This window comes from Acinetobacter wuhouensis (assembly GCF_001696605.3).
Taxonomy (GTDB): domain Bacteria; phylum Pseudomonadota; class Gammaproteobacteria; order Pseudomonadales; family Moraxellaceae; genus Acinetobacter; species Acinetobacter wuhouensis.
Genome location: NZ_CP031716.1, coordinates 2,773,735 through 2,794,861, shown reverse-complemented (window position 1 = coordinate 2,794,861; position 21,127 = coordinate 2,773,735). Strand labels below are relative to the sequence as shown.

The following is a 21,127-nucleotide window of genomic DNA, read 5'->3' as shown; positions in this document are numbered from 1 at the left end:
TTTGTACAAAAGGGAAGTGCTTTATTGTGAAATGACTTCTACGTCATTAAAAAAGCCACTTTCTTTAAAATATGTGCTGACATCATCTGCCAATTGATTGAATTTTGGATAATTTTCCATTAAATCACAAATCCGCACCATTTCCAAACCCGCATAGCCACATGGGTTGATGGTATGAAAACCATCCAAGTTACAATCAATATTCAGTGCCAAACCATGATAACTGCGACCTTTACGGATTTTAAATCCCAGTGATCCTATTTTCCGTTCATTGACATAGACCCCAGGTGCATCGGGTTTTGCATAAGCTTCAATGTCGTATTTTTTCAGTAGATCAATCATCAGATTTTCTGCATAAGTGACCAAGCTACGGACATTCCATTTTAAACGATTCAAATCGAACATGAAATAAATCACCATTTGCCCAGGCCCATGCCAAGTGACTTGTCCGCCACGATCTGACTGTACCACAGGAATATCGGTATGCATCAGGATATGTTCAGGTTTTCCTGCTTGTCCTTGAGTTAATACATCATGATGTTGCAAAATCCAAAGTTGATCAGGAGAGTTTTCATCACGCTGTTCCGTAAAACTTTTCATTTCCTGAAAGCGATCAGCATAAGGAGTTAATTCTTGGTATTCGCGGATGATCAGATGGGGTTTTAGAACAGCATCGTTCACGGATTGGTGTCCTTAAAATAGATGTAAATAAAATTCATTATAAAGAAGTTTTATGCGAATGGGGCAGTGCAATGATTATGTAAAGAAATTATCATTCATAAAACAACTTTATATTTTGCAATGTTTTTCTTATCAGAGAATTTAAACATAAAAAAACACGCCATAGCGACGTGTCTTTTTATCATTTCAAATTATAGTGCTGTACGAATATGTTCGCAAGCAGCAAGATCAGCGTAAAGCGCATGAACTTGTTCTAGTTCTTCAAAGCGTAACTGAGCTGTAATCGAATGGTATTTGCCTGTACGTGAAGGTTGTACAGCCAATGATGCCTCATCGAATTCTGGAAAATGTTTTACCAAAATCTCAATCACAGCACCACGCAATTCTTCACCCGCATTACCAATCAGTTTAATTGGATAATCCATTGGAAAAACCCAAAGATCTTCACGGAGTTCACGAGATGGAGTGCGGTCTAACATGTTTCACCTCTAATCTATTAACAATGCCTGCAAGAGTGCAGGCATTGTGTTTCTCTTAAATACTTAATGGGGTTACTCGATAAGTTTTCAAGTCCCCAAAGTATTCGCAGATTGATAATTTAAATTTAAAAATTAATCATTTTCCAAGAATGAACGTAAGTGTTCAGAGCGAGAAGGATGACGTAATTTACGTAATGCTTTCGCCTCAATCTGACGGATACGCTCACGTGTTACGTCAAACTGTTTACCCACTTCTTCTAAAGTATGGTCGGTTGGCATGTCGATACCAAAACGCATTTTCAATACTTTTGCTTCACGTTCAGTCAAGTTTTCAAGAACTTCACGAGTCGCTTCTTTTAAGCCTTCTGAAGTTGCAGCATCGACAGGTGATGTGATGTTGCTGTCTTCAATGAAGTCACCCAAGTGCGAATCTTCATCATCACCAATTGGCGTTTCCATCGAAATCGGTTCTTTGGCGATTTTAAGTACTTTACGAACTTTAACTTCGTCCATTTCCAGACGTTCGCCCAATTCTTCAGGTGTAGGTTCACGACCCATTTCTTGAAGTAATTGACGAGATACACGGTTGATCTTGTTAATGGTTTCGATCATGTGTACTGGAATACGAATAGTACGCGCCTGATCTGCAATCGAACGGGTAATCGCCTGACGAATCCACCAAGTTGCATAAGTTGAGAATTTATAACCACGACGGTACTCAAACTTATCTACGGCTTTCATCAAACCGATGTTACCTTCCTGAATTAAATCAAGGAATTGTAAACCACGGTTGGTGTATTTTTTCGCAATCGAAATAACCAAACGTAAGTTGGCTTCAACCATTTCTTTTTTCGCACGACGTGCTTTGGCTTCACCAATCGCCATACGTTTAGAAATGTCTTTAATTTCTTTAACGTTAAGATCAAGATCTTTTTCAATATCCGCAATCTTTTGTTGGAATGCCAATACATCAGGACGAACTTTTTCTAAATAACCTTTTTGCTCAGCAGGTGCTTTTGCAATTTGTTCATCTAACCAAGCAGGATTTGATTCTTGACCTGGGAATGATGTACGGAATTGCGTACGATCCATACGACCACGACGCACGGCATAACGCATCACTTCACGTTCAGAAGTACGGATTTGCTCATGTGTACCACGAATCATTTCTGAAATAATATCAAATAAGCGTGGTGTGAATTTGAACATCATGAATACAGTTGCAAGCGCTTCCATTGCTTCAACACCTTGCGCACTATTGCGACCATGTTGAGCAATTGTTGATTTTGCTGTATTCCAAACGGTTTCTAATTCTTCAAAACGCATTTTGGCAATTTCAGGGTCTGGACCAGATTCACCTTCAGAATCATCATCGCTATCGCCTGACTCTTCTTCTTCGTCATCATCATCCAACTTCACATCTTTGGTCGGCTTGTTTGAAGACGCTTCTTCCTCATCGATCTCTTCAGATTCTTCTTCTAAAACTTCAGGAATTTCTTCATCAGTTTCAGGGTCAAGATAGCCTGATAAAATATCAGCAAGACGGCGTTCGCCTGTTTCGTAATCTTTATATTCTTGTAAAACAACTTCTACCGCATTTGGCCAGTATGCAATTGAATGTAGAACGTCACGAATCCCTTCTTCGATACGTTTTGCGATGCTAATTTCGCCTTCACGTGTCAAAAGCTCAACTGTACCCATTTCACGCATATACATACGGACAGGGTCAGTGGTACGACCAGGTTCATTTTCTACAGAGGCAAGTACGGCAGCAGCTTCTTCTTCTGCAACTTCATCACCACCTTCATTATTCCCTTCAAACATGGTGTCGTCAGTTTCTGGCGCGCGCTCATGTACAGGAATACCCACGTCTTGAAGCATTTGAATAATGTCTTCAATCTGTTCGCTTTCAGTGATTGAGTCTGGAAGATGATCGTTAACCTCAGCGTAAGTTAAGTAACCTTGTTCTTTGCCTCGGCTAATAAGAGCCGCTACTTGCGAAGTAGGGGAATTCATTTCGCTCATCTTTACTCTCTTTTGGTTGAATCTGTGGCAGTAAAACTATGCAACTCATGCACAATCTATTGAAATATCTTTATGAATAGCGCACTCAATCCATCAGAATAATCAGCTAAAAACTGTTCCGATAAAATTTTGAGTATGTAAATTCAATGAAATAAATGGAGGTGAAATTGTTATTTTCAAGATCATTCCATACGATTAGCTATTCAAAATGACTTTAAAGTGTCATCAAACAGTAAAACGTAAGGTGGATTATATCATGGCATAAAAGTGGGGAATAAAAAAGCCTAATTTCAACTTTATATGTTAAAAATACAAATAAAACTTGACAAGTTTTTATAAGACAGATAAATAGCGCCTAGACCCATTCAATTTTTTTCATTATGAGGTAGTTTTAGTGTCTTCGACAGATTTTGAACTAGATGATAACTACGGTGATGATGATGTGAGTTTCGATGAGTCATCAAGCAAAATTAGCGCCAAAGAATCTTTAGAAAAGCGACGTTTGATCGATGATTTACTTGCACAACGTCGTTTAGAAAAAGACTTAAAAGACTTTGATTATGACATCGACGATGATGATGATTTCGACGACGAAGATTAAAAATGCTTTAGGCATAGTATGTGAAAATGCTATGCTTCAACCCTGATATAGAAATAGTGGAAACAAAATGAGTGCTTTAGATTTAGACCTACTGAGCGATTATCTAGATGGTGACCAAAATGAGTTTGGTCTAGATTTTGCAGCGACACATGGTTTTTTATGTGCAATTGCTGTGGGTCCTCATTTTGATAAATGGCTTGAAGAGCTGTTTGACAACAATCAAAAGAAAGTCCCTGCTGAAATTATTGCTCAAGTAAAAGCTTGGTTAGAAGCGCTTCGTCAAAATTTGGCCAATGAAGAAGGGATTGAGTTTCCTTTTGAAATTGAAGAAGCAGAAGTGGAATCGAGCTTAGGTGACTGGAGCGTTGGTTTTGTTGATGCGATGTTCTTAAATGAAGAAGCTTGGTTTGCTCCTGAATTTGAAGAGCAAATCGTTGATTTGACTTTGCCTATGATGGTATTCAGTGGTATTGATGATGAAGATCCACAAATGGAATCTTTCCGTCGTAATGGTCAGTTGATGGACGAAATCGCGGAAGAAATTCCTGAGAATTTGAACGAAATCTATCTCATGTATCATACGCCTGCTTAAGGATGCATCTTGTGCCGCTTCAGTCGTGGCTCAAGTATCTATACAACTGCGTAAGAAATATCTTGCGCTGTTGTAATCGGTAGCTTATGTATTAGATCGATTGTAAATCAGATTAAAAAAAGCATGCGACTTTAGGTCACATGCTTTTTTTGCTTTTGATTGAAGCATTCTTGTAAATATTAGCTTTATACACCATAAAACTAGATCAATCTTGAACATAACTTAACTTAGTCATCACGGTTGGCGATCTGCGATTTTTTTCAAATTTTCATGGATTCTGAAAATGACAATTAAAAGTTCAGAATAAACACGGACTGCTAAACCACCAAAAACTAAAATAAGTACAGCGCTGATTAGGCGACTAAAAAAGCCAGCGTATGCACCATAACCAAAGCCAAATAAAGTGGATAAAGCTGCAATCACTACACCGATTAAGCCTAACCAGTAAAGTACAGTCACGATTTTCGGGGTAAGCATGTCGTTTAGGGTGAGTAAATTATTCATATGGAATACCTATTTATATTATTAATATGCTGAGATGTGCATTAAGTTTTATAAGTGTTTAAAAAATACACGAGGTGATATTAGTGCAGTTTTTTTGATGAATCAATTTTTATTGATTAGTATAGATTTATTATATTTATATTATTTTATTAAATCTTAATAATATCATATTATTAAGTAGGTTTTTTTGTGATTTTCTAGACGGGGATATATTTGTAATAGCATCTGTGTAAAAGTCATTTGGATTTTAATTTTACTGGAGCTTTAAAAACATGGTCATTCTCTTGGGTGTTAGATAGTGCTCACTGTTGAATTACATATTGAATAAGAGAATGGGCCATTAAACTGAGTGATTGAAACTTTTAGGCGTACATACGGTGTTATTTTAGCAGCATAACTATGCTATTCGGCTCTAAAAGTTTCAATGGTATTTCTAATAAGTGGATAACGATTATTCAAAATTAGACTAGAAATTAAATTGATTCCGCATTTGTGCTACAGCTTCTTGCCATAGTGGGCTAATCGGTTGAATGAGATGTTGGCAATATAAATATGCACCATAAGTGGCGATCACACCGATGATTAATATGATGATATTGACCACATGATTGGCTTTGGCTCTTTGGTTGAGATACCACAGTAGTGCCAAAACTGCACCCATGATCATGCCACCAATATGTGCGGCATTGTTAATTCCAGAAGTGAAAAATCCAAATGCTAAGTTGATTGCCAAGACTGTGAGTAATGAGCGTTTATCGAGAATAAATCGTTGATGCGGCGTTGGTGGAAAGAGTGAAAGTAGGGTCAATGCACCCCCCAGTCCCATTACAGCACCCGATGCACCCGCAGATACGTGAGGAATCAGTTTTTGGTCAAAATTCTGTAGAAGTTCATAGCTGTTACGAATGTCGAGATAACCACTGAGTAAGCTACCCATTAACCCGGCAAGTAAATAAAGTCCCAAAAAGTAAAAGCGTCCAAAGGTTTTTTCTGCAACATCACCAAAGATATAAAGCGCCCACATATTCATCATTAAATGCAGAATGCCGAAGTGAAAAAACATGCTGCTAAATAAACGATATGGTTCCTCTAGGAAAGTTAAAGGTGCATAATCAGCACCCCAACGCAGTGCATCCAATGTTGTTGGATCAGTAATATTTACCCCTGAAAGCACTTGGATGGCAAATAATCCGACATTGATAATAATCAGTAAGAGGGTTATTTTTCCCAGGTTTTTAATCGGGCTAGATGTTGAATAATCTTGTGAATTTGACATGCTATTGCTTAGCTTTTTTATAGATTTATTCAGCTTAACATGAAACATCAGATTTTTCGGAGTAAATGGCTGACATGAAAGCTTTTATTGTTCGTGCTTTGTTAATCATTGTCAGTATTTTGGTGATTATTCAGTTGTGGATTTTTTCAAGTCTAGTCTATTGGCGTACGCATGATGTTGATACCACGATGTTTATGCGTTGGACATATTTATCCGATTTTAAACCGATTAAGCATCAGTGGCGTGATTATGATCAGATCAGTGATAATTTTAAGCATGCAATCGTTGCAGCAGAAGATGCGCGATTCATTGACCATCATGGTTTTGATTGGGACGGGATTGAAAATGCGTTGCAGAAGAATCTGAAAAAAGACAAAGTGGTTGCAGGTGGTTCAACGATTTCGCAACAATTGTCGAAAAACTTATTTTTCTATAATCGCCGTTCATATCTACGTAAAGGGCAGGAAACCATTGCCACAGCAATGATGGAGCGGATGTGGACGAAACGCCGTATTCTCGAGGTCTATATGAACTCTGTTGAGTTTGGTGATCATATTTATGGTGTGGAAGCGGCGGCGCAACATTATTTTGGGAAAAGTTCGAAGTCATTAACACGGGAACAAGCTGCATTTTTAGCAGTGTTATTGCCAAATCCGAAGTATTATCAAGATCATCATAATGATTCAAAATTACTTTATCGTAAACGTATGGTTTTAAAATATATGCGTTATACGCGGATTCCAGATTGAAATTAAAGCGCAAAATGATGTTTTTAAAATAGTTTTGTAAAAGGTAGATCAAAGCACATTTTTTTGTGCTTTTTTTAGGAATAAAAGTTATTTTTATGAAATTGTCACAAAATTGAAGCATACTAGAATTATGACATTTTTTTGATGCAGGTTGATTGCATGAACACCGCAGTGACGACAACAACACCTACAGAATATTCTTATAATGAACGATATATCAATCGTGAACTGTCGATTTTGGATTTCCATTTACGCGTATTAGAACAAGCTGTAGACCCAATCCATCCTTTGCTTGAGCGTATGAATTTCCTATTGATTTTCTCTCGTAATATGGATGAATTTTTTGAAATTCGTGTTGCTGGAATGATGGAGCAATTAACGCTCGGCAATGAAAGTCGCTCTCCAGATGGTCTAACACCAAAACAAGTCTTGGATCAAATTTCAAAAACTGCGCATGAGGCGATTGAGCGTCAGTATCGTATTCTCAATGATGAAATTTTTCCAAAGCTTCGTGAAGAAGATATTTGCTTCTTGCGTCGTGGTGAATTAACCCCTGCGCAATCAGTGTGGATTAAAAAGTATTTTCAAGAGCAAGTTGCACCTGTTTTAACCCCGATTAGTCTAGACCCAGCGCATCCGTTCCCGCGTTTGGTGAATAAAAGTCTAAATTTCATTGTAACCTTAGAAGGTAAAGATGCCTTTGGTCGTCAAATTGATTTAGCAGTTGTTCCTGCGCCTCGTTCACTACCACGTGTGGTTCGCCTACCTGATGAATTGACAGGTGGTAAAGAGCATTTTGTGATGCTTTCAGCGATTATTCACGAACATGTTTCTGACTTGTTCCCTGGAATGACAGCGACAGGTTGTTATCAGTTCCGTGTAACACGTAATGCTGATTTGGCTTTAAATGAAGATGTTGAAGACTTAGCCAAGGCACTTAAAGGCGAATTAAGTTCACGTCGTTTTGGTCGTGCTGTGCGTTTGGAAGTGACGCAGAATTGTCCTGAACATATTTATGATTATTTATTGGATGAATTCGATTTAGAAGAAACTCAACTTTATAAGGTTGATGGTCCAGTGAATTTGGCTCGTTTGGTCTCTAACTTCAAACGTCCTCATATGCGTTATGACTCGCATGTACCTGCAATTCCAAAAGTTTTGAAAAAGTCTGAAAATATTTTTTCAGCTATGCAGAAGCAAGACATTCTACTACACCATCCGTTTGAATCTTTTGCACCAGTTATTAATTTATTACGTGAAGCGGCTCGTGATCCGCAAGTCTTAGCGATTAAACAAACCTTATACCGTAGTGGCGCAGACTCTGAAATTGTTCAGGTGCTTGCAGAAGCAGCGCGTAATGGTAAAGAAGTTACCGCAGTGATTGAGCTACGTGCGCGTTTTGATGAAGAGTCAAATATTGCGGTGGCTAATGTTTTGCAAGAAGCGGGTGCAGTCGTTGTTTACGGGATCGTGGGATATAAAACCCATGCAAAAATGATCCTTGTGGTACGCCGTGAGAATAATAAATTGGTTCGTTATGTGCACTTAGGTACAGGTAACTATCATGCGACCAATGCACGAATCTATACTGACTACGGTTTGATGACTACTGACAAAGAGTTGTGTGAAGATGTACATCGTATTTTCCAAGAACTTACGGGTATGGGGAAAATGCCGAAGTTGAAAAAACTTCTACATGCACCGTTCACTTTGCATGCGCAATTGGTTGCGTTTATCGATGAAGAAATTGCCAATGCTAAAGCGGGTAAACCTGCGCAAATTATTGTCAAAGTGAATGCATTAACAGAAGTGCAGTTGATCAATAAGTTATATGAAGCATCGCAAGCAGGTGTACAAATTGATTTACTGATTCGTTCAATTTGTTGCTTGCGTCCAGGCTTGCCGAACCTCTCTGAAAATATTCGAGTCCGTTCGATAGTGGGACGTTTCCTTGAACATACCCGTGTTTATTATTTTGGGAATAATGGTAATGCGCGAATTTATTGTTCAAGTGCGGATTGGATGGATCGTAACTTATTCAATCGTGTAGAGGTCTGCTTCCCGATTGAAGATCCTGCGTTGAAGAAGCGTATTTATCAACAAGGTTTAGTGAATTATCTCAAAGATAATACGCAAGCATGGTTACTCCAAGGTGACGGTACGTGGTTGCGCGCTCAACTGAAAGATGGTGAAACACCGTATAATGCGCAACAAACGCTGGTTGAGCATTTTGCAGGTTAATTTAATGTGTTTACAAATGCACTTTGGATAAATAATGCAGATTAATTAAGCAAAATTATTGTATGAACTTTTAAAATCTCCCCTAACCCCTCTTTAAAAAAGAGGGGAACTACGTGTAACTAAAATAGTTTTTAGTAATGAAAAGCTCCCTCCTTTGGAAAAGGAGGGTTGGGGAGGATTCAAAACTGCTTAACTGACTGGCATTACTTTAGATAAGGACATCTGTAAATTTAAAATGTGCGTTGCATTTATTCCACGCATCTAACTTGATTCAGCTACAAAAAATAAAGGAGCTATAAAGCTCCTTTGTTTTTGCAGTTTTCACTAAATCTTTAAAATTAGTGCAAATTCGCCATAATTTTTTGTAGAATTTGTACCAAGACATCAAATTCACTTTGTAATGGTGTACTTTTACGTGTCACCAAAGCTAGCGTACGTGATGGAGCATTCTCAATTGGTTTAACCACAATCTGATCATTGTTCTTCAACATGTGTGCATGAATCGCAATTTCAGGAAGTAGGGTATAGCCTAAATTTGAGCTGACCATTTCCACCAGTGTAGGTAAAGAACTTGCTTTTAAACGGTGATCATTTTTGCGTTCACCGATTGGGCAAACACTTAAAGTGTGATCACGTAAGCAATGACCTTCTTCCAATAACATTAAATGAGAAAGATCTAGATCATCTAAACTACGCGCATTGATCGCATTCTGATCTGCTCTGTTGCAGACCAAGAAAAGGTCTTCTTTGGCAATTTCAGCAACTTTTAAACCACGCGTGTCGAATGGTAAAGCCAACATGATTACATCGAGATTACCGTGCTCAAGTTTTTCAACAATCTTTTCACTTTGTGCTTCATGCAAATGCAATTGAATCTTTGGAAGTTGCTTATGCACTTCTTCCAAAAGTTGCGACAAAATAAATGGTGCAATCGTCGGGATAATCCCTAAATGCAAATCACCCGTTAAAGGTTCACTCATTTCACGACTTAAACGCATTAAGTCTTGTGCATCGGCGAGGAGAACACGAGCTCGGGCAACAACTTGCTCACCAAGTGGAGTTAAACGTACGTTTTGGCGATCACGTTCTACGAGTACGCCACCCAATAAACGTTCTAACTCCATAATACCACCAGATAAAGTGGACTGAGTGACGAACGAACGGCGCGCTGCTTCAGTAAAGTGCAACGTCTCAGACAATGTCACTAAGTATGACAGCTGTCGTAGGGATGGTAATGCAGCCATAGTGTCCTAATGCTTATGATTTAAAGTGGTGTGCAAACAAGCCGCTAATTTGAGGAACAAAATGCGGTGGAATATCATGCCCCATTCCTTCAATTAATTCAAATTTTGCGTCTTTAATTGCTCTTGCAACAGCCTTACCGTGACTTGGAGGTAATAAGCGATCTTTAGAGCCGTGAAGCACTAAAGTAGGCTTGATAATCTGTTTATCCAATTTTAGTAAGGAACCTGTACATAATATTGCTAAAAACTGTTGAAGTACACCCGCTGGATGATAACTACGACGATATAATTTTCTTGCTGTCTGAATTGCATCAACTTGATTGATGTAGCCAGGTGAACCAATTGTTTGAAATATCTTGAGTGAGTGGTTCACGATCCCATCTTCATCTCGTGAAGGTGGTTTGCCTATTAGACTAAAGAGTTGCTTTGGAAATGGTGGAGGAAGCAAAGGTTGGTTATTACTGGTAAATAACAAACCGACTTTTTCAATTTTTTCTGGATATTTGGCAGCGACAATTTGCGAAATCATCCCACCCATTGAAGCACCTAAAATACTAACTTTGCTTAAACCTAGACGATCAATCAAGAGTGCAACATCATCTGCCATATCGAAAAGGTTATATGGCGCACCATCATTGGGTAAACCTAAAGCAAAACGGCTCATCAGTTTGTAAGAATTTAAACGAGGGCCTTTGTGGCGAATTTTAGAAGATAAGCCAATATCACGATTATCAAAGCGAATCACATGGAAGCCTTGATCAATTAGAGATTTACAGAAAAAATCAGGCCAAAATAACATTTGCGCACCCAACCCCATGATCAATAAAATCGTCGGATGTTCAGGATTACCACCTGTTTCAATATGGAGTTGGATACCATTGCCTAAATCGACTTTGGTTTCTTTCATAAAAGAAGCATACGGTGAAACTTGAAATTGAAGTGCGCTATTCATTTTTATTTTCCTAAGCGAGGATATTTTTTAGTAGATAAATTTCTTGATTAAAAAATATCCTTGCTATTTAAACCTTAAACTGCTGCAGGAATCAAGTCTGGAACAAGTTTAGTTAATGTTAGACGTTGTTTGCCTGCAGTTGCGCCTAAAAGTACAAAACCGCGTAAGGTACCTTCAGCATCGGTTGCTTTAGACAACATACCGTCATCAAATTCTTCATTTTCCCAAGTTACTTCAACGTCAATTGGAGCAGGGAGAACTGTTAATGGTGCAGCTGGCGTTTTCACAGCAACAGGCATTGCAGGGTAGTGTACCTGAGTGGTTTGACCACTGAGTGTTTTCGCCAAAGCACGTGCTTGTTGCATGATTGGCATGACAAATGGAAGAAGCGTTCCATTGACTTCAGCACAGTCACCAATGGCAAATACATCTGCTTGATTGGTTTCGAGTAAAGTATTGGTAATTACACCGCGACTGGTATTAATTTCGGCTTCTTTGGCTAAAGCAATATTGGGCTGTAAACCGACCGCTGAAAGTACGACATCTGCGGGTAATGATTGACCACTTGCCAATGATACGATGTAACTTTGAGCTGCTTTAGATACTTTTTCTACAGTCGTACCCAGTACAAATTTAATGCCTGATTCTTCAAGATTTTGTTTAAAGGCTTGTGCTACATGGCTTGGCAATAAACGGCCGAGTGGTTGTGGTGCGAGATCAATCACGGTGACTTGATGCCCCGTATTTTGTAAGTCATTGGCAAATTCACAACCAATTAAGCCTGCGCCCAAGATCACAACTCGTTTATTACCACACTCACCTGTACTACAGTTTTCTAGCGTTTCACGGAAAGCGCGGTAGTCGATTAATGAGTTAACTACATGAATGTCATCGCTTCCATCACCTGCGATTGCAAGATGAATTGGATTTGCACCTACAGCAAGGATCAATTTCGAATAGGCTTGGGTTGAAACTAGTCCATCTTTTTCGATGCTGAGTTCATGTTTTGCTGCATCAATATTTTTCACCCAAGTTTCTTTTTCAATACGTATATTGAGTTGCGTACTCATTTTTTCAGCATCACCTAAGCCAATTTGCTCGGGTGCTTTTTTACCAACAAGGGCATTTGAAAGTGTTGGTTTTGCATAATTCACCGCATCGTCTGCGCAAATCATTACCAATTCTTGTTCAGTATCTAATTTACGAAATTCTCTTGCAAGGGTATAACCCGCCATGCCAGAACCGATGATGACGATTGGTTGCATATCTTTCTCCATACACATTTAAATAAGAGTGAATATTAATTGATTATTATTGTAGAAATACACGTAAAAAAGACCATGTAAACATGGTCTTTACGTAATCTGTTAGATCTCTACCATTTCAAAGTCTGCTTTAGAAACACCGCAGTCTGGGCAAGTCCAGTCATCTGGGATGTCTTCCCATTTGGTACCTGCTACGATGCCATCTTGTGGCCAACCTTCTGCTTCGTCATAAATCCAACCACAAACGATGCATTGATACTTCTTCATCTGATTCTCCAATTTCTGACAGGCGATTTTTTATACTCTGTCAGTAAAATTCCATCTACTGCTTTGACTCAATGAATATGCAAAAAGGTACATATTTGTTTAAATTTTTACGCAGTTCTATACCTAATGTAAAGTAATATCGCAGTTTATATGACTTATTTAAAAGCTGTATGGCAGTAAAGGCCAAAAGCGCTGTTGAATAAGCTAATTTTTTGATAAATTGTCTAACAATTCAAATAGTACGAGTTTAGACTTTTTTATTCTAAATTTTATGATTGCTTAAAATATATGCTAAATCATGGTGTTTCGACTAAGGTCTAGCAGAAAATATGTGCTTAAAAGCTTAAAATATAATGGCTATTTTTCTATACCCATTATTTTGTATAAAAATGGCATCAATAATATCAATAACTTACATTTATGAAATATTTAAGTGTCTGAGTCAAACTGTCTTTTTTGGTTAAAAAGTAGTAAAATTCACGTATTCCTTTTCTTTTACAGCTCTCCCTTATTATGAACATGTCTACTGTTTTGTGGTCAAGTATCCGTACTGTCCAAGATTTTCCAAAACCAGGTATTTGTTTTTATGATTTAACTCCATTGTTTATGAACAATTTGGTTGAATTGACTGATGCGCTCATTGCAAGTATTCCAGCAGAGCAATTAGCGGAAGTAGATAGTTTTGTTGCTGTAGAAGCGCGTGGTTTTGTATTGGCAAGTTTGTTGGCGCAACGTACTGGCAAAAGTTTATTGCTCGTTCGTAAAGCAGGTAAGTTACCACCTCCAGTGATTGGTGTGGGTTATAGCTTAGAATATGGTTTAGATCGTTTGGAAATGTCTGCTGACATCGAACCACAAAAAGTGATTATTGTGGATGATGTTTTGGCAACTGGTGGTACATTGAAAGCGGTTAAACAGTTGATGAACAAATGTGAACATACTGTGCTAGGTGCGAGTATTTTCCTTGATCTTCCAGATTTGCATAAAGATTTGGGTATGACAGTTTGGTCTGTGTTAGATGAAACGTCTAAACCTGTTGAAGAAGCGGTTGCTTAATTGTTGTTTTGATACGGAAAAGCCTTGTTGATACAAGGCTTTTTTATACGCTTAATTTCAGTCTTGATGATTTGAAATTATTATAATCAATAGACTTCTTGCGAAAGTTAATTTCGGCAAGATTTAAATCAATATTGAATGTTCCCTCTCCTTTCAGGAGATGAGCAGTACTACTGCGCAAGGGAGAGGTTTTCTACTTTAAAACCCTCATCCTAGCCTTCTCCCAAAGGGAGAAGGAACTCCCAATATTCTTTTTGATATGTTTTGATTCTAAAATTTGAACATTTTCCAACTTACGCAAGAGATCTAATAAAAATTAATCAATAAACGTATGTTGCATATAGTCAATTAAACGATTGAGGTTTTCAGGTTGAGCAAGGCGATGGTGTCCGCCTTCAATGGTTTCAACTTGCATATAAGGTTCGAGTTGTTCAGCAACTTGATACATGTCGAGAACTTCATCACCCAATTCAATATATGCGATCTGCGGAATATCATGCTCTAAATCATGTTCATTAATCGCAGGGTAATCTGTGCGGAAGTCAGGGCTCAGACTTGGATTGGCAATAATGGTTGGGATGCGGTGACTTTGAGACATTTTTAATGCCCAATACGCACCTAAACTATGTCCGATCAATAAATCAGGCTTAATTTTTTCGATAATATCGTGATAGAGATTTTCGACAGTTTTATAATTTAAATTACGGTAGTCGATCTCGATACAGTATTTTTTTCCAGACTGAATGGCATGAAACTTTGTTGATTCTTTTGAAGAATCAAGTCCATGTAGAAATAGAATTTTAGTATTTTCACAGTTCATTGTTATCGCATTCATACTGTCTTTATTCACAAAGATAGAAATAGTGTTAAGGAAATATAAAACGTTCCATTTCCACTAAATTTGTATTCTTGTAGTGTAATCAGCTCTGTTGTTTTTATAACTTAGCTATTGGTCTAAGGTGTGCTGAAGTAAATATTATTTATTTCATTGAAAATTATTTACTATATTGATTTTAAAGTAAAATTTTAATCATCGTTTTAAGCTTGATCAGAAAAAAGCGTCAAAATTAGACTTATGAATATTTTATTCAATGGCATTGAATGATCAGTGGTTGTTCAATGGAAAATGACTTTAGAACTCCATATTCATTGCGTGGGTAAAAACGAATTTTTTTAACTAAAGGTTCGAGGATATTGCTAATTTTAGGTGCAATCGCTGGAATATATTGAATATTTTGAATTTGACCTTGAGTATTTACAAACAGTTTGGCATTGATTTGAATATCACCTTGCTCATCAAATCTCAGTTTGTTGTCTTGTTGGCGATTACAGAAGGGTTCAAGTGTACTTTGTAAATGTGAAAAATTAGGTTTTACCGCATACTGCACTGATTCAGGGAATTTAATAAATAAAGTGTATTTCCCATAATAGTATTGCGTTCTGGCAATCGTATTTTCATCTGAGTTAAGCACTCTATTTTGAAAATCATTATTGACCTGCGGTAACTGATCTAAGGTGATTTTTTTAGCAATTTCCAATGCTCTCGTATTGAGCATACTTTTGTTGGGATTTGGATTTAAGAGTTTGGCTTGTACTTGGCGGGTATTTTGATTCGGTATGATTTCAAATTGCCAAACATACCCTTGGTTAGAGATATTCGTTGTTTCGATCTTCATTGGAAGATCTTTGCGCGTATTACTCATGACGATGATCTGTTCTGCAGTAACCACTGTTGAACAGAATAAAACACCAAGAATAATCATACTTCGGGCGAATCCATGCCAGTATTTATTCATATTTTTTAATTTTTAAATGCTTCGTTGAGTTATATTCATACGCATTATGTTGTAAATCTGCTATGCTATGCAACTTCCGTTTTTTAATATAATCGAGGCAGAGATGACGCAACATAACGCTCAATCGACTTCTGAACAACACATTTCCGAAAACGATTTAATTGCACAGCGTCATGCCAAGTTAAAGCAAATCCAAGATCACGCCAAGGAAACTGGTGTTAGCCCATGGCCTAACGCATTCAAACGTGAACATTATGCGCAAGATTTGCAAGATCAATTCGCTGAAAAATCAAAAGAAGAAATTGAAGCTGGTGAACAAGTTCATGTTTCTGTAGCGGGTCGCGTGATGTTGAACCGTGGTTCATTCATCGTGATTCAAGATATGACTGGTCGTATTCAACTTTATGTACCACGTAAAGAACTTGCTCCTGAAGTTTTAGAAACTGTAAAAAGTTTAGACTTGGGTGACATTATCGCTGTTTCAGGCTATATCGGTCGTTCAGGTAAAGGCGATTTATATGTGCATATTGAACATTTTGAATTGTTGACCAAATCACTTCGTCCGCTTCCAGATAAATTCCATGGCTTAACAGATACAGAAGTAAAGTATCGTAAACGTTATTTAGACTTAATTGTGAATGAAGAAACACGTAAAACTTTTGAAGTTCGTGCGAAAGTGATTTCTGGCATTCGTAATTACCTAATCAATGAACGTTTCATGGAAGTTGAAACCCCTATGATGCATGTGATTCCAGGTGGTGCGTCTGCACGTCCATTTGAAACACATCACAATGCATTGGATATGCCTTTATTCTTACGTATTGCACCTGAACTTTATTTAAAACGTTTAGTGGTTGGTGGTTTTGAGCGTGTATTTGAAATTAACCGTAACTTCCGTAATGAAGGTGTTTCTACACGTCATAACCCAGAATTCACCATGATCGAATTCTACCAAGCTTATGCAGACTACAAAGACTTAATGGCTTTGACTGAAAGTATGCTTGAAAAATTGGCAATCGATATCTTAGGTTCAACTGATGTGCCTTATGGTGAAGAAGTCTATAGCTTCAAAGGCCCATTCAAGAAGATTTCAATGTTTGATGCGATTCTTGAACATAACCCAAGCTTCACCCCTGAAAATGTTGCAGATCGTGAGTTCCTTGCAAACTTCGTTCGTGAAGAATTGAAAGAGCAAGTAAAACCAGGTTTTGGTTTAGGTAAACTTCAAACCATCGTATTTGAAGAAACAGTTGAAACTCAATTACGTCAACCAACATTCATTACTGAATATCCAGCGGAAACTTCTCCATTGGCACGCCGTAATGATGATAATCCGCACATTACGGATCGTTTTGAATTCTTCATCGGTGGTCGTGAGTTGGCAAATGGCTTCTCAGAGTTAAATGATCCAATTGATCAAGCTGAACGTTTCCAAGCGCAAGTTGCGGAAAAGGATGCGGGTGATGATGAAGCGATGCATTTCGATGCGGACTTTATTGAAGCTTTAGAATATGGTTTACCTCCTACAGCTGGTGAGGGTATTGGTATTGACCGTTTGGTTATGCTGTTTGCCAATGCGCCAAGTATTCGTGATGTGATTTTATTCCCGCACATGCGTATTAAATCAAACTAATTATTGATTAATACCTAGTATGTGAAAAGTAAAAAGCCACTGAATTCAGTGGCTTTTTTAATGAATAATTTTAGATAGTTAATCAAATTATTGGTATTGAGCCTTTATATAGGTTAAATCGTAATAATACCATTCATAAAAAGTTAGACAATATCAATAGAAGATTTGCGCAGACACGATATACATTGAATGGTTTAAATTGCTTTGCGTAGTCGATGCCTAACTTTTGAAGGATGAGGAATATATTCCGCAAGGTTACAAAAATCCTTTGTTGGGCGAGGGGTATGTCCTATACCCCCGCCCAACGGTGACATCCATGTCGCCTTAGCGCGTAGCATCATGCTGTTTAAAAAGCCTAAAATTACATAGATACGTTTATTTAAATTGCTAAAAATAAAAAGCCACTAAATTTAGTGGCTTTTTATTCATTCAAAATGTATTTGCTGGATCACTTAAAAATGAAACACGCCTAAACCATTTTTGATTTCATCTAAAGTATCTTGAGTAATGATACGGCATTTATCTGTACCTGTTTTCAAGATGTCCATGATGTAATCAGGATCTTTTGCAAGTTCCATACGACGTTCGCGAATCGGTGTAATCAATTCTTTTAACACACCCTCAAGACGTTTTTTCACCGTACCATCGCCTAAACCACCACGACGATAATGTTCTTTCAGTTCTTCAACTTCTTCTTTGTTTGGATCAAAAGCATCTAAGTAAGTAAATACAATATTGCCTTCCACCTGACCTGGGTCTTCAATACGAAGATGGTTCGGATCGGTATACATTGCATTCACTGCTTTTTTGATGTCTTTGTCTGTCGCATCTAGAACGATGGTATTACCCAAAGACTTCGACATTTTTGCTTTACCATCAAAACCTGGTAAGCGACTCATATTTGAAAGTAAGACTTTACATTCAGGTAGTACATCGTGCCCAATTTGACGGTTCAAACGACGAACGATTTCGTTGGTTTGTTCAATCATTGGAATTTGATCATCACCGACAGGAACGACAGTTGCTTTAAATGCAGTGATATCCGCTGCTTGAGCAACAGGGTAGCAGAGGAAGCCCGCAGGAATGTCACGTTCAAAACCACGCAATTGAATTTCTGCTTTAATGGTTGGGTTACGTTCTAAACGTGAAACAGTCACAAAGTTTAGATACAACATAGTCAGTTCATTCAGTGCGGGTAAGCATGATTGAACACAAATCGTTGTTTTGGTTGGGTCAATACCTACAGCCAAATAATCAGTTGCGACTTCAATAATATTACGACGAACTTTTTCAAAGTTATCGGCATTATCTGTTAAAGCCTGTGCATCAGCGAGTAGAAGATGTTGATGATGAGAATCTTGTAAGCCTACTCGTGAGCGTAAAGAACCTACAAAATGTCCCAAGTGTAGTTGTCCTGTAGGACGGTCACCTGTCAAAATCACAGGACGATTATCTTGATTCGTCATTATCGCTTCCAAAGTCTTCGTTTAAGACAGTCGTGTTTTATGAATGGGAAGTATTGTACGAGATAATTAATTTTAATGTCAGCGAAAATTGATATAGAACTTGTTTTGTAATGATTCACGATCCGATTAGGCTAAAAATCTACAAAAAAATCTATAGAAAAATAATTTTTCAATTTAAAATGGGTCAAATTTATTGGCAATACTTTGTTGAAAGGTGAGCCGTTTCTATATAACTAAAAACTTCGGATAAAATAATGGCGAGTAGTTTATTAATATTATTAGATGATATTGCGGCAGTATTAGATGATGTTGCAGTCATGAGTAAAATGGCGGCAAAGAAAACAGCAGGTGTTTTGGGGGATGATTTAGCCCTCAATGCGCAACAAGTCAGTGGTGTAAGATCTGAGCGTGAACTGCCAGTGGTATGGGGCGTTGCCAAAGGCTCTTTTGTCAATAAATTAATTCTTGTTCCCTTGGCATTATTGATCAGTGTGGTTGCACCATGGTTAATCAATCCTTTGCTAATGATCGGTGGTTTATTCCTGTGCTATGAAGGTGTGGAAAAAGTTTTACATAGCCTACATCATAAAAAAGCCAAAACTGAAGAAGCAGCGCAGGAGGAATTGGAGCAAATTGAAACAGATTTAGCGACTTTTGAAAAAGATAAAATCAAAGGAGCAATTCGTACAGATTTTATTCTTTCAGCTGAAATTGTAGTGATTTCTTTAGGTACTGTCGCTGCCGCAACTTTCGGTACGAAAGTTATGGTTTTATCTGTGATCGCGATTTTCATGACAGTGGGCGTTTATGGCTTTGTCGCAATGATTGTTAAAATTGATGATCTTGGTTTGTATTTAACCCAACAAGCTTCAAGTTTAAAACAAACAATTGGTCGTGGATTATTGGCATTTGCACCAAAGTTGATGAAGACATTGACGATTGTTGGAACGATTGCAATGTTCTTAGTTGGTGGCGGGATTATTACCCATGCTGTTTCATCTTTACATCACTGGACTGAAGAAACCGTTGATCATATTGAGCATATTCCGACTGTGGGCAGTATTATTGGAGCGCTCGCACCGACTTTGATTAATATGGTGATTGGTATTGTCGCTGGACTTATTGTATTGTTAGTGGTCAATCTTATTCAAAAAATTCGTGGTAAATCAACCACTGCATAATTGAATAAAACATCGTAAACTACAAGCAATTTAAAATAAAAAGGACAGAACTATGCGTTGGAAAGGACGTCGTGTCAGTGACAATGTAGAAGATCGCCGTGGCGGTGGGGGAGCTAAAGCGGGTGGTATTAGTATCATCGGTTTGATCGTTGCATTTGTTGCTTGGAAGTTTTTCGGTGTAGATCCACAACAAGCGTATCAGGCAACCAAGCAAGTAACTTCATCTGGTGCGACTCAAGGCGCAGCACCAGCGAATTTGACTGCTGAGCAAAAAGAAGTATCCGATTTTGTTGGAACAATTTTGGCGGATACAGAAGACACGTGGACGCCTATTTTAAGGGCGAAAGGTGTGCAATATGTTTCACCTAAATTGGTGATGTTTAGTGGGGCTATTCAGTCAGGCTGTGGTGCTGCACAATCTGCTATGGGACCTTTTTATTGTCCAGCAGATCAAAAAGTATATATTGATACCCAGTTCTTTAAAGATATGCGTCAGCAGATGGGCATCTCTGGTGAGCAGAATCAAACAGAGCTTTCTGCCAGAGATGAAGCAGGTGATTTTGCGCAAGCTTATGTGATTGCACATGAAGTTGGGCACCATATCCAAAATATATTGGGTATTTCTGGACAAGTCCAACAACAACGCCAACGTGTAAGTGAAGCTCAGGGTAACCAGTTATCTGTGCGTTTAGAATTACAAGCGGATTGTTTGGCAGGCGTTTGGGCAAATAGCACACATCAACGGACTCAGTTCCTTGAACAAGGTGATATTGAAGAAGCAATGGATGCAGCTGAAAAAATTGGCGATGACTTTTTACAGAAAAAAGCACGTGGCTATGCCGTACCAGACAGTTTTACGCATGGGACGAGTCAACAGCGTATGCAATGGTTTAACACAGGCTTAAAATCAGGTGATATTGATCGTTGCGATACCTTTAATTAATCCGAGTATAAGAAAGAAAAAAGAGCTAAGATTAGCTCTTTTTTCTTTTAAATTAGCGCTTAGTTCAAATTTTTATGTTAAAAAATATAACTAGCAAAAGGCAGATTTAAAGTTTTTTTGTACAATTATAGCGTTTGTTAAATGGTCTATTATTTTATATTTTACTAAGAAATGAT

General features: G+C 37.9%; 20 protein-coding genes. 8 read left to right on the top strand and 12 right to left on the bottom strand.

The genetic code is table 11. From position 1 onward, the window contains the following. Positions 1-21: 21 nt before the first annotated feature. The 3 genes from lipB to rpoD form a co-directional block, all read right to left on the bottom strand. Complete coding sequence (gene lipB, locus BEN71_RS13945) at positions 22-681, bottom strand: lipoyl(octanoyl) transferase LipB (protein WP_068974677.1); 660 nt, start codon at positions 679-681, stop codon at positions 22-24. A 191-nt stretch (positions 682-872) separates the two neighbouring features. Further along, complete coding sequence (locus BEN71_RS13940; RefSeq protein WP_068974678.1) at positions 873-1,160, bottom strand: YbeD family protein; 288 nt, start codon at positions 1,158-1,160, stop codon at positions 873-875. Positions 1,161-1,292: 132 nt separating this feature from the next. Beyond that, positions 1,293-3,185, bottom strand: a complete 1,893-nt coding sequence (gene rpoD / locus BEN71_RS13935; protein WP_068974679.1) for an RNA polymerase sigma factor RpoD — start codon at positions 3,183-3,185, stop codon at positions 1,293-1,295. A gap of 394 nt (positions 3,186-3,579) precedes the next feature. Between rpoD and BEN71_RS13930 the strand changes: the two genes are divergently transcribed. Beyond that, positions 3,580-3,786 carry a PA3496 family putative envelope integrity protein gene (locus BEN71_RS13930; protein ID WP_004722524.1) on the top strand — a complete coding sequence of 69 codons (207 nt, stop codon included), beginning with the start codon at positions 3,580-3,582 and terminating at the stop codon, positions 3,784-3,786. Between the two features lie 67 nt (positions 3,787-3,853). Further along, entirely contained in the window at positions 3,854-4,378 is a 525-nt protein-coding gene (locus BEN71_RS13925) for a YecA/YgfB family protein (protein ID WP_068974680.1), read from the top strand. A 234-nt stretch (positions 4,379-4,612) separates the two neighbouring features. On the opposite strand, the gene BEN71_RS13920 is transcribed toward BEN71_RS13925, so the two are convergent. Continuing rightward, positions 4,613-4,882 (bottom strand): DUF4282 domain-containing protein, encoded by a 270-nt coding sequence (locus BEN71_RS13920; protein ID WP_068974681.1) that lies wholly within the window; start codon positions 4,880-4,882, stop codon positions 4,613-4,615. A 466-nt stretch (positions 4,883-5,348) separates the two neighbouring features. Beyond that, a complete protein-coding gene (locus BEN71_RS13915; protein ID WP_068974682.1) occupies positions 5,349-6,158 on the bottom strand; it encodes a rhomboid family intramembrane serine protease in 810 nt (269 codons plus the stop codon). A 74-nt stretch (positions 6,159-6,232) separates the two neighbouring features. Here BEN71_RS13915 and mtgA point away from each other — a divergent pair, with 74 nt between their 5' ends. Together mtgA and ppk1 are read left to right on the top strand one after the other, a co-directional pair. Continuing rightward, positions 6,233-6,907: a monofunctional biosynthetic peptidoglycan transglycosylase gene (gene mtgA / locus BEN71_RS13910; RefSeq protein WP_068974697.1), complete on the top strand. Its 675-nt coding sequence runs from the start codon at positions 6,233-6,235 to the stop codon at positions 6,905-6,907. Between the two features lie 159 nt (positions 6,908-7,066). Beyond that, positions 7,067-9,148: a polyphosphate kinase 1 gene (ppk1, locus tag BEN71_RS13905; protein ID WP_068974683.1), complete on the top strand. Its 2,082-nt coding sequence runs from the start codon at positions 7,067-7,069 to the stop codon at positions 9,146-9,148. A gap of 338 nt (positions 9,149-9,486) precedes the next feature. Here ppk1 and oxyR read toward each other — a convergent pair whose 3' ends face one another. From oxyR to rubA, 4 genes are all read right to left on the bottom strand, one after another. Continuing rightward, positions 9,487-10,392, bottom strand: coding sequence for a LysR family transcriptional regulator OxyR (gene oxyR, locus BEN71_RS13900; protein ID WP_068974684.1), 906 nt, complete (start codon positions 10,390-10,392; stop codon positions 9,487-9,489). A 13-nt stretch (positions 10,393-10,405) separates the two neighbouring features. Next, complete coding sequence (estB, locus tag BEN71_RS13895) at positions 10,406-11,344, bottom strand: esterase EstB (protein WP_068974685.1); 939 nt, start codon at positions 11,342-11,344, stop codon at positions 10,406-10,408. Between the two features lie 74 nt (positions 11,345-11,418). After that, positions 11,419-12,609, bottom strand: coding sequence for an NAD(P)/FAD-dependent oxidoreductase (locus BEN71_RS13890; RefSeq protein WP_068974686.1), 1,191 nt, complete (start codon positions 12,607-12,609; stop codon positions 11,419-11,421). A gap of 102 nt (positions 12,610-12,711) precedes the next feature. Beyond that, positions 12,712-12,876 carry a rubredoxin RubA gene (gene rubA, locus BEN71_RS13885; RefSeq protein WP_068974687.1) on the bottom strand — a complete coding sequence of 55 codons (165 nt, stop codon included), beginning with the start codon at positions 12,874-12,876 and terminating at the stop codon, positions 12,712-12,714. Positions 12,877-13,395: 519 nt separating this feature from the next. Between rubA and BEN71_RS13880 the strand changes: the two genes are divergently transcribed. Next, positions 13,396-13,932 carry an adenine phosphoribosyltransferase gene (locus BEN71_RS13880; protein ID WP_068974688.1) on the top strand — a complete coding sequence of 179 codons (537 nt, stop codon included), beginning with the start codon at positions 13,396-13,398 and terminating at the stop codon, positions 13,930-13,932. A gap of 316 nt (positions 13,933-14,248) precedes the next feature. Here the strand turns inward: BEN71_RS13880 and BEN71_RS13875 are convergent, their stop codons facing one another. Both BEN71_RS13875 and BEN71_RS13870 read right to left on the bottom strand, forming a co-directional pair. Further along, positions 14,249-14,752 carry a YqiA/YcfP family alpha/beta fold hydrolase gene (locus tag BEN71_RS13875; RefSeq protein WP_068974689.1) on the bottom strand — a complete coding sequence of 168 codons (504 nt, stop codon included), beginning with the start codon at positions 14,750-14,752 and terminating at the stop codon, positions 14,249-14,251. Between the two features lie 268 nt (positions 14,753-15,020). Further along, positions 15,021-15,695: a hypothetical protein gene (locus BEN71_RS13870; RefSeq protein WP_227542611.1), complete on the bottom strand. Its 675-nt coding sequence runs from the start codon at positions 15,693-15,695 to the stop codon at positions 15,021-15,023. A gap of 136 nt (positions 15,696-15,831) precedes the next feature. Between BEN71_RS13870 and lysS the strand changes: the two genes are divergently transcribed. Then, a complete protein-coding gene (lysS, locus tag BEN71_RS13865; protein ID WP_068974691.1) occupies positions 15,832-17,361 on the top strand; it encodes a lysine--tRNA ligase in 1,530 nt (509 codons plus the stop codon). Positions 17,362-17,813: 452 nt separating this feature from the next. On the opposite strand, the gene trpS is transcribed toward lysS, so the two are convergent. Next, a complete protein-coding gene (gene trpS, locus BEN71_RS13860; RefSeq protein ID WP_068974692.1) occupies positions 17,814-18,827 on the bottom strand; it encodes a tryptophan--tRNA ligase in 1,014 nt (337 codons plus the stop codon). A 254-nt stretch (positions 18,828-19,081) separates the two neighbouring features. Here trpS and BEN71_RS13855 point away from each other — a divergent pair, with 254 nt between their 5' ends. Both BEN71_RS13855 and ypfJ read left to right on the top strand, forming a co-directional pair. Further along, positions 19,082-20,008: a DUF808 domain-containing protein gene (locus BEN71_RS13855; RefSeq protein WP_068974693.1), complete on the top strand. Its 927-nt coding sequence runs from the start codon at positions 19,082-19,084 to the stop codon at positions 20,006-20,008. A gap of 52 nt (positions 20,009-20,060) precedes the next feature. Then, complete coding sequence (ypfJ, locus tag BEN71_RS13850) at positions 20,061-20,951, top strand: KPN_02809 family neutral zinc metallopeptidase (protein ID WP_068974694.1); 891 nt, start codon at positions 20,061-20,063, stop codon at positions 20,949-20,951. Positions 20,952-21,127: the final 176 nt, after the last annotated feature.

What these genes read in the sequence shown, in the direction of transcription:
- BEN71_RS13940 (WP_068974678.1), bottom strand. Translation starts at nt 1,160, where the DNA reads ATGTTAGACCGCACTCCATCTCGTGAACTCCGTGAAGATCTTTGGGTT.
- rpoD (WP_068974679.1), bottom strand. Translation starts at nt 3,185, where the DNA reads ATGAGCGAAATGAATTCCCCTACTTCGCAAGTAGCGGCTCTTATTAGC.
- BEN71_RS13925 (WP_068974680.1), top strand. Translation starts at nt 3,854, where the DNA reads ATGAGTGCTTTAGATTTAGACCTACTGAGCGATTATCTAGATGGTGAC.
- BEN71_RS13920 (WP_068974681.1), bottom strand. Translation starts at nt 4,882, where the DNA reads ATGAATAATTTACTCACCCTAAACGACATGCTTACCCCGAAAATCGTG.
- BEN71_RS13915 (WP_068974682.1), bottom strand. Translation starts at nt 6,158, where the DNA reads ATGTCAAATTCACAAGATTATTCAACATCTAGCCCGATTAAAAACCTG.
- mtgA (WP_068974697.1), top strand. Translation starts at nt 6,233, where the DNA reads ATGAAAGCTTTTATTGTTCGTGCTTTGTTAATCATTGTCAGTATTTTG.
- ppk1 (WP_068974683.1), top strand. Translation starts at nt 7,067, where the DNA reads ATGAACACCGCAGTGACGACAACAACACCTACAGAATATTCTTATAAT.
- oxyR (WP_068974684.1), bottom strand. Translation starts at nt 10,392, where the DNA reads ATGGCTGCATTACCATCCCTACGACAGCTGTCATACTTAGTGACATTG.
- estB (WP_068974685.1), bottom strand. Translation starts at nt 11,344, where the DNA reads ATGAATAGCGCACTTCAATTTCAAGTTTCACCGTATGCTTCTTTTATG.
- BEN71_RS13890 (WP_068974686.1), bottom strand. Translation starts at nt 12,609, where the DNA reads ATGCAACCAATCGTCATCATCGGTTCTGGCATGGCGGGTTATACCCTT.
- rubA (WP_068974687.1), bottom strand. Translation starts at nt 12,876, where the DNA reads ATGAAGAAGTATCAATGCATCGTTTGTGGTTGGATTTATGACGAAGCA.
- BEN71_RS13880 (WP_068974688.1), top strand. Translation starts at nt 13,396, where the DNA reads ATGTCTACTGTTTTGTGGTCAAGTATCCGTACTGTCCAAGATTTTCCA.
- BEN71_RS13875 (WP_068974689.1), bottom strand. Translation starts at nt 14,752, where the DNA reads ATGAACTGTGAAAATACTAAAATTCTATTTCTACATGGACTTGATTCT.
- BEN71_RS13870 (WP_227542611.1), bottom strand. Translation starts at nt 15,695, where the DNA reads ATGATTATTCTTGGTGTTTTATTCTGTTCAACAGTGGTTACTGCAGAA.
- lysS (WP_068974691.1), top strand. Translation starts at nt 15,832, where the DNA reads ATGACGCAACATAACGCTCAATCGACTTCTGAACAACACATTTCCGAA.
- trpS (WP_068974692.1), bottom strand. Translation starts at nt 18,827, where the DNA reads ATGACGAATCAAGATAATCGTCCTGTGATTTTGACAGGTGACCGTCCT.
- BEN71_RS13855 (WP_068974693.1), top strand. Translation starts at nt 19,082, where the DNA reads ATGGCGAGTAGTTTATTAATATTATTAGATGATATTGCGGCAGTATTA.
- ypfJ (WP_068974694.1), top strand. Translation starts at nt 20,061, where the DNA reads ATGCGTTGGAAAGGACGTCGTGTCAGTGACAATGTAGAAGATCGCCGT.